Annotated in this window: 13 protein-coding genes; 9 read left to right on the top strand and 4 right to left on the bottom strand. The window is 68.4% G+C overall.

All coding sequences use genetic code 11. The annotated features are described in order from the left end of the window. Window positions 1–12 precede the first annotated feature (12 nt). Window positions 13–783, bottom strand: a complete 771-nt coding sequence (locus L3Q65_RS28705; protein ID WP_237597157.1) for an SGNH/GDSL hydrolase family protein — start codon at window positions 781–783, stop codon at window positions 13–15. Between the two features lie 195 nt (window positions 784–978). On the opposite strand from L3Q65_RS28705, the gene L3Q65_RS28700 reads away from it, so the two are divergent. The 8 genes from L3Q65_RS28700 to L3Q65_RS28665 all read left to right on the top strand — a co-directional run bounded on the left by L3Q65_RS28700 (window position 979) and on the right by L3Q65_RS28665 (window position 9,736). Next, complete coding sequence (locus L3Q65_RS28700; RefSeq protein WP_037817267.1) at window positions 979–1,569, top strand: TetR/AcrR family transcriptional regulator; 591 nt, start codon at window positions 979–981, stop codon at window positions 1,567–1,569. Window positions 1,570–1,621: 52 nt separating this feature from the next. After that, entirely contained in the window at window positions 1,622–2,119 is a 498-nt protein-coding gene (locus L3Q65_RS28695; protein WP_086024916.1) for a hypothetical protein, read from the top strand. A 192-nt stretch (window positions 2,120–2,311) separates the two neighbouring features. Continuing rightward, window positions 2,312–3,925: a carboxyl transferase domain-containing protein gene (locus tag L3Q65_RS28690; RefSeq protein ID WP_237597156.1), complete on the top strand. Its 1,614-nt coding sequence runs from the start codon at window positions 2,312–2,314 to the stop codon at window positions 3,923–3,925. Between the two features lie 5 nt (window positions 3,926–3,930). After that, complete coding sequence (locus tag L3Q65_RS28685; RefSeq protein ID WP_237597155.1) at window positions 3,931–5,916, top strand: acetyl-CoA carboxylase biotin carboxylase subunit; 1,986 nt, start codon at window positions 3,931–3,933, stop codon at window positions 5,914–5,916. Then, window positions 5,913–7,070, top strand: a complete 1,158-nt coding sequence (locus tag L3Q65_RS28680) for an acyl-CoA dehydrogenase family protein (protein WP_182890064.1) — start codon at window positions 5,913–5,915, stop codon at window positions 7,068–7,070. The genes L3Q65_RS28685 and L3Q65_RS28680 overlap by 4 nt, the downstream gene beginning before the upstream one ends. Window positions 7,071–7,140: 70 nt before the next feature. Next, complete coding sequence (locus L3Q65_RS28675) at window positions 7,141–7,650, top strand: GNAT family N-acetyltransferase (RefSeq protein ID WP_237597154.1); 510 nt, start codon at window positions 7,141–7,143, stop codon at window positions 7,648–7,650. A 60-nt stretch (window positions 7,651–7,710) separates the two neighbouring features. Beyond that, window positions 7,711–8,574: an SDR family oxidoreductase gene (locus L3Q65_RS28670; protein ID WP_182890066.1), complete on the top strand. Its 864-nt coding sequence runs from the start codon at window positions 7,711–7,713 to the stop codon at window positions 8,572–8,574. A 103-nt stretch (window positions 8,575–8,677) separates the two neighbouring features. Continuing rightward, window positions 8,678–9,736, top strand: a complete 1,059-nt coding sequence (locus L3Q65_RS28665) for an alpha/beta hydrolase (RefSeq protein WP_182890067.1) — start codon at window positions 8,678–8,680, stop codon at window positions 9,734–9,736. Here L3Q65_RS28665 and L3Q65_RS28660 read toward each other — a convergent pair. Further along, on the bottom strand, window positions 9,725–10,120 hold the full coding sequence (locus L3Q65_RS28660) for a hypothetical protein (protein ID WP_182890068.1): 396 nt from the start codon (window positions 10,118–10,120) through the stop codon (window positions 9,725–9,727). The genes L3Q65_RS28665 and L3Q65_RS28660 overlap by 12 nt on opposite strands. A gap of 108 nt (window positions 10,121–10,228) precedes the next feature. On the opposite strand from L3Q65_RS28660, the gene L3Q65_RS28655 reads away from it, so the two are divergent. Further along, on the top strand, window positions 10,229–11,176 hold the full coding sequence (locus tag L3Q65_RS28655; RefSeq protein ID WP_182890069.1) for an NADPH:quinone reductase: 948 nt from the start codon (window positions 10,229–10,231) through the stop codon (window positions 11,174–11,176). Here the strand turns inward: L3Q65_RS28655 and L3Q65_RS28650 are convergent. Together L3Q65_RS28650 and L3Q65_RS28645 are read right to left on the bottom strand one after the other, a co-directional pair. Then, window positions 11,173–12,615: an alpha/beta hydrolase gene (locus L3Q65_RS28650; RefSeq protein ID WP_182890070.1), complete on the bottom strand. Its 1,443-nt coding sequence runs from the start codon at window positions 12,613–12,615 to the stop codon at window positions 11,173–11,175. The two genes, L3Q65_RS28655 and L3Q65_RS28650, sit on opposite strands and share 4 nt — an antisense overlap. 109 nt (window positions 12,616–12,724) lie before the next feature. Continuing rightward, window positions 12,725–13,654 (bottom strand): NADP-dependent oxidoreductase, encoded by a 930-nt coding sequence (locus L3Q65_RS28645; RefSeq protein ID WP_182890071.1) that lies wholly within the window; start codon window positions 13,652–13,654, stop codon window positions 12,725–12,727. Window positions 13,655–13,680: the final 26 nt, after the last annotated feature.

Below are 13,680 nucleotides of genomic sequence, written 5' to 3'. Positions count from 1 at the left end.
TTCTGCGAAACGTCAGCCGATCGCGGAGGTCAGCGGCGAGTAGTAGCCGCCCCGCTGCCCGGCCGCAGTCGGGTGGTACGACTCGTCCACCGGCCACGTCAAGCTGTGCAGGTAGTCGCTCGCCGACGAGCAGATGTTGTGCCCGACGAACGCCGACCGGACGTCCACGAACTTCCCGCCCGCGGCGGAAACCCGGGACGAAATCACCGAAGCGAGCGTGTCCGCCCCGGAGTTGATCGCCGACCGCTTCGTGTCGCTCAGCCCGACACTGCACGAACCCGGCACGGTGTAGAAGCGCGGGTAGGACAAAACGACCAGCGAAGCCCCGGGAGCTTTGCTCTTGGCCGCCGAGTACACCTTGTCCAGCAGCCCGGGCAGGGTGTTCTGGACGTAGGTCTTGGCGGTGTTGACCCGGTCCACGCAGGTCTGGTCGCTGCCGAGCGTGCACGTCTTGATCACGTCGGTGAACCCGGCGTCGTTGCCGCCCACGGTGAGCGTGATCAAGGTGGCGTTGGACGGCATCGAGCCGATCTGGTTCAGCACGTCGCCGGTCTTCGCGCCCGAGCAGGCGAGGAAGGTGAAATTGGTGCCGGAGTGGGCGTTGGCCCACAGCTGGCCGTACGCGTTGGCACTGCGTTTGCAGTTGCCGGAATCCCCGTAGCTCCCGGCGCCCACTCCGGAGGAGTAGGAGTCGCCGAGCGCGACGTAGTTTTGCGACGCAGCGCTCGCACCGGTGGCGAAGCCGAGCGAGGCAGCGAGAGCGACCCCCAGGGCCGCGCACATCCGAAGGATGCGTCGTGATGGTTGACGGGTGTTTGCAGCCATAGGTCACTCCTGTCGTGACAGCTTGACGCGGTAAAGCTTTACCAGGTGCAATCCCCACGAGACACCCCTGAAATCTGGGTGCGTCCACTTGGCTCAAGCAGGAAGTAGGACCGGAAGTTAGCGCTCGCTAACCACGGGACCTACTATGTGCGGATGCCGGCGAATTCCCTCCCACTGGTGAACGGCGCGAAGCCGAACAGACGGGAACAGATCCTCTCCGCCGCCGCCGAGCTGTTCGCCCACCACGGTTTCCACGGCGTCGGCATCGACGACATCGGCGCGGCCGTCGGCATCTCCGGTCCCGCGCTGTACCGGCATTTCCGCAGCAAGGACGCGATTCTCGGGGAAATGCTGAACTCGATCAGCCACTTCCTGCTCGAAGGCGGCACCGCGCGCGCCGCGGCGGGCGGCACGCCGGACGAGCTGCTGGCCGCGCTCGTGCGGTTCCACGTCGACTTCGCCCTCGACCATCCGGCGCTCATCACCGTTCAGGAGCGCAATCTCGCGAATCTCACCGACGGTGACCGGAAACAGGTGCGCGCGCTCCAGCGGCAGTACGTCGAGGTATGGGTGCGGGCGATTCGCGAAGCTGTGCCCGGCCTCGGCGAACGGCAGGCGCGGTCGGCGGCACACGCCGTGTTCGGCTTGATCAACTCGACGCCCTACAACCGCCATCTCGGTGACGGAGCGCTCGCCGATCTGCTGTGCCGGCTCGCGCTGGGCGCCCTTTCCGCGGCGGGCTGAGCCCGCGATCCGGGGTATCCCGCCGACCGCCGGTCTGGTGTTTGATAGGCACGTGACCGCGGACCGGAGCGAGGGCGAGCAGCGGCTCGTCGAGAAGGCACAGCGCGCGCTCGTCGCCATCAGCCTTGGCGAGGACACGGAGGCGCTGGAAGAGGTCACGCCCTCGTCGCAGGAGCCGGGCGAACGCGACGAGGAAACCAAAGAGCTGATGCTGCTGCTCTTCGGCGAGTGCAGTGCCATGGTGTCCACCCTCGGTGACGGCGGCACCGCGCCGGTCAAGGTGCAGGTGTTCGACGAGGCGGGCGAAGAGGTTTCGATCGACCAGGCCGACCCGCCGGTCCGCACCGCCGTCCGCACGCTGCTCGCCGAGGTGCACGGCAACACCGCCGCCGCGCGCGAACAGGTCGAGATCGCGTTGGCGAGCGCCGCGCCGAACGAGGTCGACAGCCTCTTGCTGCAGGCACTGCGCTGGACGATCCGGCTGTCGGTCGAATGCCTCGAACGGGATCTGCCGGTGGCCGGCTGGATCTCCGACGCCGTCGCGGGCTGACTGTCTCGCCTCACCCGCCCGTGTCCGCCCCAATGTGGCATTGGGTGCATCTGACGCACCCAATGTGGCGTTCGGTGCGTCGCATGCACCCAATGCCACATTGGGGCGCTTCGCGTGGGACTGGACACGGCGGTTAACGAGCACTAACATCTCCGGCGGAGTTAACGACCGCTAACGTCTCGACGGAGAGCCATGGACACGCCGGTACTGCGCAGTTCCGCGGATCCCAACAGCGACACCTTCACCCGCAGCGTCACTTCGCACGGAGAATTGGTCGAGGATCTGCACAAGCGGCTCGCCGCCGCCCGGCTCGGTGGGCCGGAGAAGTCGCGCGCCCGCCATGTGGAACGCGGCAAGCTGCTGCCCCGCGACCGGGTGGACGCGCTGCTGGACCCGGGATCACCGTTCCTCGAGCTTTCCCCGCTCGCGGCCACCGGGCTGTACGACGACGAGGCCCCGGCGGCGGGCATCATCACCGGGATCGGGCGGGTGTCCGGCCGCGAATGCGTGATCGTCGCCAACGACGCCACGGTCAAGGGCGGCACCTACTACCCGATGACGGTGAAGAAGCACCTGCGGGCGCAAGAAGTCGCACTGCACAACAACTTGCCGTGCATTTACCTGGTCGACTCGGGCGGCGCCTTCCTGCCGCGCCAGGACGAGGTCTTCCCGGACCGCGAGCACTTCGGCCGGATCTTCTACAACCAGGCCACCATGTCCGCGCGCGGCATTCCGCAGATCGCCGCGGTGCTCGGCTCGTGCACCGCGGGCGGCGCGTACGTCCCGGCGATGAGCGACGAAGCGGTCATCGTACGCAATCAGGGCACCATTTTCCTCGGCGGCCCGCCGCTGGTGAAGGCCGCGACCGGCGAGGTCGTCACGGCCGAGGAGCTGGGCGGCGGCGACGTGCACGCGCGCCAGTCCGGCGTCACCGACCACCTCGCGGACGACGACGCGCACGCGCTGCGCATCGTCCGCGACATCGTCTCGACGCTCGGCCCGCGCACGCCGCGGCCGTGGGACGTCAAGGCGATCGAGCCGCCCGCGGCGGACGAACGCGAGCTGTACGGCGTGGTGCCCACGGATTCGCGCACCCCGTACGACGTGCGCGAGGTCATCGCCCGCGTCGTCGACGGCAGCCGGTTCGCGGAGTTCAAAAAGGAATACGGCTCGACGCTGGTCACCGGATTCGCGCACATCCACGGCCATCCGGTCGGCATCATCGCGAACAACGGCGTGCTGTTCGCCGAGTCCGCGATGAAGGGCGCGCACTTCATCGAACTGTGCGACCGGCGTTCGATCCCGTTGGTGTTCCTGCAGAACATCACCGGCTTCATGGTCGGCCGTGCGTACGAGGCGGGCGGCATCGCCAAGCACGGCGCGAAAATGGTCACCGCGGTGGCCTGCGCGCGGGTGCCGAAGTTCACCGTGATCATCGGCGGCTCCTTCGGCGCGGGCAACTACTCCATGTGCGGTCGCGCGTATTCGCCGCGGTTCCTGTGGATGTGGCCGAACGCGCGGATTTCCGTGATGGGCGGCGAGCAGGCGGCCTCGGTGCTGTCGACGGTGCGCCGCGACGCGATCGAGGGCCGCGGCGGCGAATGGTCCACCGAGGACGAAGAGACCTTCAAGGACCCGATCCGCGAGCAGTACGAGCAACAGGGCAGCCCGTACTACTCCACCGCGCGGTTGTGGGACGACGGCGTGATCGACCCGGCGGACACCCGCACGGTGCTCGGGCTCGCGCTGTCGGCCGCGGCCAACGCGCCTTTGCCCGAGGTCAACTACGGCGTCTTCCGGATGTGATGAGCGTGTTCGAGACTGTTTTGGTTGCCAACCGCGGAGAGATCGCGGTTCGCGTAATCCGGTCGCTGCGTGCGCTCGGGATTCGTTCCGTCGCGGTGTACAGCGACGCGGACGCCGACGCCCGGCATGTCCGCGAGGCCGACACCGCGGTGCGCCTCGGCCCGGCCGAAGCGGCGAAGAGCTACCTGTCGATCCCGGCGATCGTCGCCGCGGCAAAGGAAACCGGCGCACAGGCGGTGCACCCGGGGTATGGCTTCCTCGCCGAGAACACCGCGTTCGCGCGGGCTTGCGCGGAGGCCGGGCTGGTGTTCATCGGCCCGCCGCCGGAAGCGATCGACAAGATGGGCGACAAGATCCGGGCGAAGGCCACGGTGTCCGCGGCCGGGGTCCCGGTCGTGCCCGGTGCGTCCGATGTGGACATTCCGGAGGGCGGGTTCGCCGAAGCCGCCGCGAAGGTCGGCTATCCGCTGCTGCTGAAGCCGTCCGCGGGCGGTGGCGGCAAGGGCATGCGCCTGGTGCACCAAGAGTCCGAGCTGGACGCTGCGGTCGAGTCCGCGCGCCGGGAAGCGAAGAGTTCGTTCGGCGACGACACGCTGCTGATGGAGCGGTTCGTCACCACGCCGCGGCACATCGAGATCCAGGTGCTGGCCGACACCCACGGCACTGTGCTGCACCTCGGCGAGCGCGAGTGCAGTCTGCAGCGGCGGCACCAGAAGATCATCGAGGAAGCGCCGTCGGTGCTGCTGGACGAGGCGACCCGGGCGAAAATGGGCGCGGCGGCCGCGGAAGCCGCGCGGTCGGTCGGCTACGTCGGCGCGGGCACGGTCGAGTTCATCATGTCCGCGCACAATCCGGACGAGTTCTTCTTCATGGAGATGAACACCCGGCTGCAGGTCGAGCACCCGGTCACGGAAATGGTGACCGGCCTCGACCTGGTGTCCTGGCAGGTGCGGGTGGCGGCAGGGGAGCCACTCGGACTGACGCAGGAGGACGTGCGCCTCGACGGGCACGCGGTCGAAGCCCGCGTCTACGCCGAGGATCCGGCGCGCGGGTTCATCCCGACCGGCGGCACGGTGCTGGCCGTGCACGAGCCCTCCGGCGACGGCGTGCGGGTGGACTCGTGGATGTCGGTCGGCGCGGTGGTCGGCTCGAACTACGACCCGATGCTGGCGAAGGTCATCGCGCACGGCCCGGACCGCGCGTCGGCGCTGCAGAAACTGGACCGCGCGCTGGCCGACACCGCGCTGCTCGGCCTCGGCACGAACATCGACTTCCTGCGCGGCCTGCTCGCCGACGAGGACGTCCGCGCCGGAAAGCTGGACACCGAACTGGTCGACCGGCGACTGTCCGAATTGATCTCCTCGGAAGTACCGGCCGGGTTCTTCGTCGCCGCGGCCATGGACCGGCTGATCTCGCTGCAGCCGACCGGCACGGTCGTGGACCCGTGGGACATCCCGAGCGGATGGCGGCTCAGCGGTCCCGGCGGCATCACTTTCCGTTTGCGGACTGGGGAAAACCAGGCCGTGGTGCGGGTCGAGGGCACGCCGTCGGACGCTTCGGTGCAGGTGGACGACGCCGAGCCGGTTCGCGTTTCCGCCCGTCGCGAGGGCGACCTGCTTGAGGTGCGCCGGGCGAACGGCGTGGAGCGGTACCGCTGCGCGGACGGTCCACAACGGACAGTGTGGCTCGCCCGCGAGGGCAAGTCGTTCGCGTTCGCCGACCAGGAATTCACGTTGTCCTCGCGCGGCGAGGCGGCGGGCGCCGGTCCGGTGAAGAGCCCGATGCCGGGAACGGTGCTGGTGGTGAAGGCCGCCGAAGGCGACGTGGTGAGCGCGGGGACGCCGCTGCTGGTCGTCGAGGCGATGAAGATGGAGCACACCGTGACCGCGCCGATCGACGGTGTGGTGACTGAGCTTTCGGTGCGGGTCGGCCAGCAGGTCGCGCTCGACGAGACGCTGGCCGTGGTGAGCGCGGCGGAGGAGAAGCAGTGATCGACTTCCGGCTGGACGACGAGTACGAGGCGCTTCGCAAGACGGTCGAGGACTTCGCGCAGGCGGAGGTCGCGCCGGTCATCGGCCCGCTGTACGAGAAGGAAGAATTCCCGTACGAGCTGGTCGCCAAGATGGGCGAGATGGGCCTGTTCGGCCTGCCGTTCCCGGAGGAATTCGGCGGCATGGGCGGGGATTACTTCGCGCTGTGCCTCGCGCTGGAGGAGCTGGCGCGGGTCGATTCCTCGGTCGCGATCACGCTGGAGGCCGGGGTTTCGCTCGGCGCGATGCCCATTTACCGCTTCGGCACCCAGGAGCAGAAGGAAACCTGGCTGCCGATGCTGACCACGGCCGAGGCGCTCGGCGGGTTCGGCCTCACCGAACCCGGCGGCGGCTCCGACGCCGGGGCCACCCGCACGCGCGCCCGGCTCGACGGCGACGAGTGGGTCATCAACGGCAGCAAGGCGTTCATCACCAACTCCGGCACCGACATCACGAAGCTGGTCACCGTCACCGCGGTCACCGACGTGATGGAGAACGGCCGCAAGGAGATCTCGGCGATCATCGTCCCGTCCGGCACGCCGGGGTTCGCGGTGGCCCCGAAGTACTCGAAGGTCGGCTGGAACTGCTCGGACACCCACGAACTGTCCTTTTCCGACGTCCGGGTGCCCGCCGAGAACCTGGTCGGCAAGCGGGGCCGCGGCTACGCGCAGTTCCTGTCCATTTTGGACGAGGGCCGGGTGGCGATCGCCGCGTTGAGCGTGGGGCTCGCGCAGGGCTGCGTGGACGAATGCCTGAAGTACGCGAAGGACCGCGTCGCGTTCGGCCACCGGATCGGCGAGTACCAGGCGATCCAGTTCAAGATCGCGGACATGGAGGTCCGCGCGCACACCGCGCGGCTGGCGTATTACCAGGCGGCGTCGAAGATGCTGCGCGGCGAACCGTTCAAGAAGGAAGCGTCGATCGCGAAACTGGTCGCGTCGAACGCGGCGATGGACAACGCCCGTGACGCGACGCAGATCTTCGGCGGATACGGCTTCATGAACGAATTCCCGGTCAGCCGCTTCTACCGCGACGCGAAGATCCTCGAGATCGGCGAGGGCACCAGCGAGGTCCAGAAGATGCTGATCGCGCGCCACCTCGGGGTCGGCGCCTGAGACCCAGCGCCGCCGGGGCGTCCGGGCGGAGTTCCGGCGGCGCTGCTTCACCTGTCCCTATGGTGGGGATATGGAGTTCACTATCCGGCCTGGGGCCGCCGGAGACGCAGACGTTCTGCTGGGGTTTTTCGACGACGCCGTCGCATGGCTGGTCGCGCGCGGCAGCGCGGGCCAATGGGGCACGCAGCCGTGGAGCACGAACCCGAAACGCGTCGAACGCGTGCACGAGTTCGTGGCCGAGCCCGGGTTCCGGATGGCGGAGATCGACGGAAAACCCGCCGGCGCGCTGATCCTCGGGCAGCCCATGCCCTACACCCCGCAGGTCGACGAGCCCGAACTGTACGTGCGGCTGCTGATCACCTCGCGCCAGTTCACCGGGCACCGGGTCGGCTCGCGGCTGTTGCGGCACTCGATGGACGAGGCGAAACGGCGCGGGATCGACCTCGTGCGCGTCGACTGCTGGGCGGGTGGCGACGGCGATCTGCCCCGCTACTACGAGAGCCAGGGCTTCAAGCCGACCGAGCAGTTCACCGTCGACGGCTGGCTCGGCCAGGTTCTTGAGCAACGGGTTGGGGGATAGCGGCGCGGAGTGATCCGGAGGACGATATTGGCTAAGTGTCAATAGACCGAGGAGTCCGCCATGGCCAGGCAGTCGCTCTCCGGGAAGGTCGTTGTCGTCACGGGCGGCGCGCAGGGCATCGGGGCGGCCACCGCCGCCGCGCTGCACCGGCGCGGCTCCCGGCTCGTGCTCGGCGATCTCGACCGGGTCCGCGCCGAGAAAACCGCTGGTGAGCTGGGCCCGGACGTGGTCGCGTCGCCGCTGGACGTCACCGACACGGCCGCCTTCACCGCGTTCCTTGACGACGTCGAACGCACCATCGGGCCGATCGACGTGCTGATCAACAACGCCGGGATCATGCCGCTTTCGCCGCTGGACGAGGAGGACGACACGGCTACGCGGCGGCTGCTGGAGATCAACGTCCACGCGGTCGTGCACGGCACGCGCGAGGCGGTCAAACGGATGAAGCCGCGCGGCCGCGGGCACATCGTGAACGTGGCGTCGATGGCCGGAAAGTCCGGATTCTCCGGGGCGGCCACGTACTGCGCTACGAAACACGCGGTGGTCGGGTTGTCCGAGGCAGTGCGGCTGGAGCTGCGCGGCACTGGTGTCGAGGTGTCGTGCGTGATGCCCGCGGTGGTGCGCACCGAACTCGCGTCGGGCCTGGGCGAGGCGCGGTTCATCAAGTCGGTGGGGCCCGGCGACGTCGCGGCGGCGATCGTCGGCGCGCTGGAGCGGCCGAAGTTCGATGTCTTCGTCCCGAAATCGCTCGATCTGACCGGCCGGATCACCCGGCTGTTCCCGCGCGCGTTCGGCGAATGGCTGGTGCGCGCGCTCGGCGGCGACCAGCTGCTGGCGTCGGCGGCCCATTCGCCCGAGCGCGCCGAGTACGAGGGCCGCGCCGCCCGGAGCGCGCCGTCCATCCCGCCTGGTGGGAGCGTCTGAGGCGGACGTGCGCTTGCCAGGTGCTTGCGGGAGTGGCGTGTTGATGCCGCGCCCGCACGCACGGCAAGATGCCCGGCAGACGACGAGTTCCAGGAGGCGCTGAATGGTTTCCCCACCGGCCCGGTTGGCTGCCGCGGCGGCCAATGTCGTGGGCAAGGTTTTCCAGGGTGGGGTCGCCGATCTGCGGCCGATGCCGAGGGTGCTGATCGACCAGGGGCCCAACCGGTCGGTGTACCGGATGACGCACGGCGCGGCCACGACGTCGGGCCCGCCGGTGCTGCTGGTTCCGCCGCTGGCCGCGCCCGCGCTGTGCTTCGACCTGCGCCGCGGCTGCAGTCTCATCGAGCACCTGGTCGAGGGCGGGCGGCCGACCTACCTCGTGGACTACGGCATGGTCGCCTTCTCCGACCGCCGCCTCGGCATCGAGCACTGGATCGACGAGGTGCTGCCGAGGGCGATCCGGAAGGTCAGCGAGGACGCCGGCGGACAGGGCGTGCACCTGGTGTCGTGGTCGCTCGGCGGGATCTTCTCGATGCTGGTCAGCGCGGACCAGCCGGACCTTCCGATCGACTCGATCACTGCGGTCGGCTCGCCGGTCGATTTCACCGCGATCCCGATCGTCGCGCCGTTCCGCCCGCTCGTGGACCTGACCGGCGGGCATCTGCTCACCCCGGTGTACCGGGTGTTCGGCGGCGCACCGTCCTATTTGGTCACCCGGGTGTTCCGCGCCACCGGGATCTCCAAGGAAATCACGAAACCGCTGGCGATCCTGAAAAACCTCGACGATCGCGACTATCTCGCGCAGATCGAGGCCGTGGACCACTTCATGGGCAACATGTACGCCTACCCCGGGCGGACGTTCGGCCAGCTGTACCACCGCCTGTTCCGCACCAACGACCTCGCCGAGGGCACCGTCGACCTGAACGGCCGCAAGATCGGCCTGTCCGATGTCAAGGTGCCGATGCTCGTCGTGGCGGGCGAGAACGACACCATCGCGCCGCGCGCGTCGGTGGAACGCGTGGTGCAGTTGCTGGAAAACGCGCCGGAGGTCCGGTTCCGCACCGCGCCCGGCGGGCACCTCGGCGTGCTCACCGGACGCCGGGCCCGAGGCACGACCTGGCGGTACCTGGACGAGTTCCTGGACGATCGGTCAGCCGGCTGACGGCTGCTGCGGGAAGAACCACGTCCGCACGTCGCGGGTGAGCAGCGCACGCAGCGCGAGCCCGGCGAAGATCAGCGGCAGAATGCCGGGCAGGCCTTTGCTGAGCAGCGTGACCAGGCTGTTCAGCACCAGCAGGCTTTCGATGACCGCGGCGGTCACGTAAGCCCATTGCCGGCGCTTGGGCAATACGACCGCGCACACCGCGAGCGCGATCGCGGTCGCGTAGGTGATCGCGATGTAGAGCTGGGTGAGGCTGATCAGCTCGACCAGCGAGACGCCGGCCATCCCGGCCAGCAGCAGCGGGCCGATCGCGCTCAGCGCTACCTGGATCCACATGAAGATGCGGGCCTGTTTGAGGTCGGCCGGCGCCACCGGAGCGGTCATGCCGGGCAGATTAGGGCATTTCCGCGGCTTTCCGGGCGAATTGCGCGCGGCGGAGATCAATCCGATATCCGCGCGAAGTCGGTGAAAAACCGGCGGTACGGTGAACCGGTGATCGCTGCATACGTGACGTCGCCCGGCGACAGTTCCGAGATCAAGGTCGGTCAGCTCCCGGACCCCGAGCCGGGGCCGCGCGAAGTGCTGGTGAAAGTGTCCGCGGTGACGGTGAACCACGTGGACACCTTCATCCGTTCCGGGGCTTATCCCACGGCCCTTTCGTATCCGTTCGTCATCGGCCGGGATCTGGTGGGAACTGTTGTCTCCTCGCCAGCAGACCGCTTCGCGCCCGGTGACCGCGTGTGGTGCAACAGCCTCGGCCACGACGGCCGGCAAGGTTCCTTCTCCGAGTACTGTGCGGTGCCCGAGGAGCGGCTTTATCGCTTGCCGGACGGGGTTTCCGACGACGCCGTTGCCGTTCTGCACACCGCCGCCACCGCGTATCTGGGCCTCTTCGAACACGCCGGCGCCGGGTACGGCGAAACGATCGCGGTGTTCGGCGCGGCAGGCGGCGTCGGCAGCGCCGTCGTCCAACTTGCTTCGACCGCAGGCCTGCGCGTCGTCGCGACCGCCCGCGCCGAGGACGCGGAATGGTGCCGGGAATGCGGTGCCGACGAGGTTTTCGACTACGCCGATCCCGACCTCTACCGCAAACTCCCCGTGGTGGATCTGTTGTGGGACAACGCCGGTCGCCACGATCTGCTCTCGGCGGTGCCGCTGCTGTCCCGCGGCGGCCGGATCATCGCGATGGCCGGAATGGACTCGAAACCGACGCTGCCGATCGGCGAGCTGTACACGCGCGACGCGAGCATCCGCGGGTTCGCCATCAGCAACGCCGGTGTCACCGCTCTGGGCTCCGCTGCCCGCGTCGTCAACCGGGGTCTGTCCACCGGAATCCTCCGGCCCCGGATCGGCACTCGCCTGCCCCTGGCCGCGGCTGCCGAAGCACACCGGTTGCAGGAGTCAGGGCAGGCGCGAGGCCGGATTGTGCTGGAGGTTTAAGCCGCGCAGAAAACGTCCGCCGCGGGCCGCTTTCCGGTGGCGAGGAATTCGTTCACCGCGTTGTTCCCGCACTTGTTGGCCGCGAATACGTAAGCCCCGTGCCCGCCTTGGTCGACGGTCACCATCCGCGCCCGGTCACCGAACGCCGCGCGCAGCTTGCGTGCGTTGGCCAGCGGCGTGCCCGGGTCGCGCGTGTTCTGCACCATCAGCACATTCGACGGCCCGCGGCCGGTGATCCGCACCTTCTGCTCGACCGGCGCGGCCCAGTAAGCACACGCCGCGATGTTCGCCTCGCCGGCTCCGATCAGCGGATACCGGACGCGGTCGAGCGCCACGTTCACCTGATAGGCCCCGATCGATTTCGGCCAGCTCGAATCGCCGCAGATCACCGCGAACCGCGAAGCGAACGTGTTCTCGCTCGCCGCCGGTCCGTCCTGGGCCGGTTCCTTGCCCTGATCCAGGTCGTGCATCATCGCGGCCAGCTTCTTGAACTGAAAATCGCTGTAGGTCAAGGAAAACGCCGCCCCGCGCAGGAGCCCGCCGGTGATCCCGGCGACCGGATGCCGGTCCAGCCGCCCGACCAGGTCGTAAAACTTCGCCGTCGCCTGTGCCGGCGTGCTGCCGAGACCGTACTGCGGATTCGCCGCCGCGTACTTCGCGAAATCCGGGAAGCGATCCTCGATGCCGCGGCCGAACCCGTGCATCGCGTCGATGTCGTAGCCGCCTGGCCCGAGGTTGCTGTCGAGCACGATCCGGTCGCTGCGCTGGGGATACATCGTGGTGTACACCGCGCCGAGGTAAGTTCCGTAGGACGCGCCCACGTACGAGATCTTCTGCTCGCCTAACGCTTCGCGGATCCGGTCCATGTCGCGCGCAGCGTTCGCCGTCGTGGTGTACGGCAGCATCCACCCGGTTTTGGCGTCAGCGCACTGTTTCGCCTCTGCCTTCGCGACTGCCGCCTGCTTCACCACGTCTCGCGGACCGTTGGCATACGGCAGATTCCCGATCGCCATCTGCTCCGGTGTGAGGTCGCAGGTCACCGGCGAACTGTGCCCGACCCCGCGCGGATCGAAGCCGATGAGGTCGTAGCTTTCGAGCACGTCCTTCGGCATCGGCGACGGAATCCCGGGCACTTGAAGCGACAGCACACTCGGGTACCCCAGCCCCTCGCCACCCGGTCCGCCCGGGTTGAGCAGCAGCACCCCGCGCCGCTTCTCGGGATTCTTGCTGGGCAGCCGGGAAATCGCGAGATCTATCGTGCGGTCGTTCGGGTCCTGGTAATTCAGCGGCACTTTGAGCGTCGCGCATTCCAGTCCCGGGCCCGGATTCGCGTCGGCCGGACATGCTTCCCACTTGATCGCGGTAGCCGCTGACGCCGCCGGTACCACCGCTGTCGCCACACTCGCGGCGACAGCGGCGACCAAGAGAATTTTCCGCATCAGGTCCCCTTTCCTTGCCTTGATTCCATCGGGACCCGTGTTCAGCGGCCAGTGCCGTCACGTCATAGCTCCGTCGTGACATTCCTGCCTGCGAAACCATGACGCGGCGTCACTTGACTGTCAGGACGACCTTGCCCTGAAGGTGGCCGCCGTCAAGCAGCCGATGCGCGTCGGCGATGCGCTCGAACGGGAACGTCTCCTGCACGTGGACCCGAAGCTTGCCCTGCTCGACGAGATCGACCAGCCCGCGCAACCCGACCGGATCCGGATCGACCGCGATGCCGCTGAACCGCATCCCAGCCGCCTCGAACTTGTCGATGAGCGCGGTGTCGTCCTCCGCGACCGCCGTCACCAAATGCCCGCCAGCGCGGAGAACTCCAAGCGAGCGCTCGACTGTGTCGCCGCCAAGAGTGTCGAGCACAACGTCGATATCGCGGACCACCTCAGCGAAATCGACCCGCGTGTAGTCGATGACTTCGTCGGCGCCGAGCCCCTCGACGAACTCCCGCTTGCTCTCGCTGGCTGTCGTAATCACGTGCGCGCCAAGGGCTTTCGCGATCTGGATCGCGACATGCCCGACCCCGCCGCCACCGCCGTGGACCAGCACGCGATCGCCCGCCGTCACGCCGCCGAGGTCGACCAGCCCCTGCCACGCCGTCAGCCCGACGACCGGCAACGCCGCGGCCTCGACGTGTGAGAGCTCCTTCGGCTTCCTGACGAGATGCAAGGCCGGAGCAGCTACCACCTCGGCGTACGCATTCGCCGCACGGGGAAACAACGGCATCCCGAACACTTCGTCGCCAGGCCGGAACCGCCAGGTCAACGCCACTTCGACCACGCCGCTGACGTCCCAGCCAAGCACGAACGGCGGCTGGCCGAGCAAGGGAAACTCGCCGTCGCGCAGCCGTGCCTCCAACGGATTGAGCCCGATCGCGTTGACGCGCACGAGGACTTCGGTCGGCAATACCCGGGGCTCGGGCGCGTCCGCGATCGTGAGGACTTCGGGGCCGCCGAGCTTCTGCTGGGTGATGACTCGCATGACTCTCCTGGTTTCTGGAGGGGGAT

The sequence above is a fragment of the Amycolatopsis sp. FU40 genome (genome assembly GCF_021903635.1).
GTDB classification, from domain to species: Bacteria; Actinomycetota; Actinomycetes; order Mycobacteriales; family Pseudonocardiaceae; genus Amycolatopsis; species Amycolatopsis dendrobii.
This window is presented reverse-complemented; position numbering and strand designations above follow the sequence as displayed.

Excerpts from the sequence above, each read along its gene's own strand:
- L3Q65_RS28705 (WP_237597157.1), bottom strand. The coding sequence starts at position 783 with ATGTGCGCGGCCCTGGGGGTCGCTCTCGCTGCCTCGCTCGGCTTCGCC.
- L3Q65_RS28700 (WP_037817267.1), top strand. The coding sequence starts at position 979 with ATGCCGGCGAATTCCCTCCCACTGGTGAACGGCGCGAAGCCGAACAGA.
- L3Q65_RS28690 (WP_237597156.1), top strand. The coding sequence starts at position 2,312 with ATGGACACGCCGGTACTGCGCAGTTCCGCGGATCCCAACAGCGACACC.
- L3Q65_RS28675 (WP_237597154.1), top strand. The coding sequence starts at position 7,141 with ATGGAGTTCACTATCCGGCCTGGGGCCGCCGGAGACGCAGACGTTCTG.
- L3Q65_RS28670 (WP_182890066.1), top strand. The coding sequence starts at position 7,711 with ATGGCCAGGCAGTCGCTCTCCGGGAAGGTCGTTGTCGTCACGGGCGGC.
- L3Q65_RS28665 (WP_182890067.1), top strand. The coding sequence starts at position 8,678 with ATGGTTTCCCCACCGGCCCGGTTGGCTGCCGCGGCGGCCAATGTCGTG.
- L3Q65_RS28660 (WP_182890068.1), bottom strand. The coding sequence starts at position 10,120 with ATGACCGCTCCGGTGGCGCCGGCCGACCTCAAACAGGCCCGCATCTTC.
- L3Q65_RS28650 (WP_182890070.1), bottom strand. The coding sequence starts at position 12,615 with ATGCGGAAAATTCTCTTGGTCGCCGCTGTCGCCGCGAGTGTGGCGACA.
- L3Q65_RS28645 (WP_182890071.1), bottom strand. The coding sequence starts at position 13,654 with ATGCGAGTCATCACCCAGCAGAAGCTCGGCGGCCCCGAAGTCCTCACG.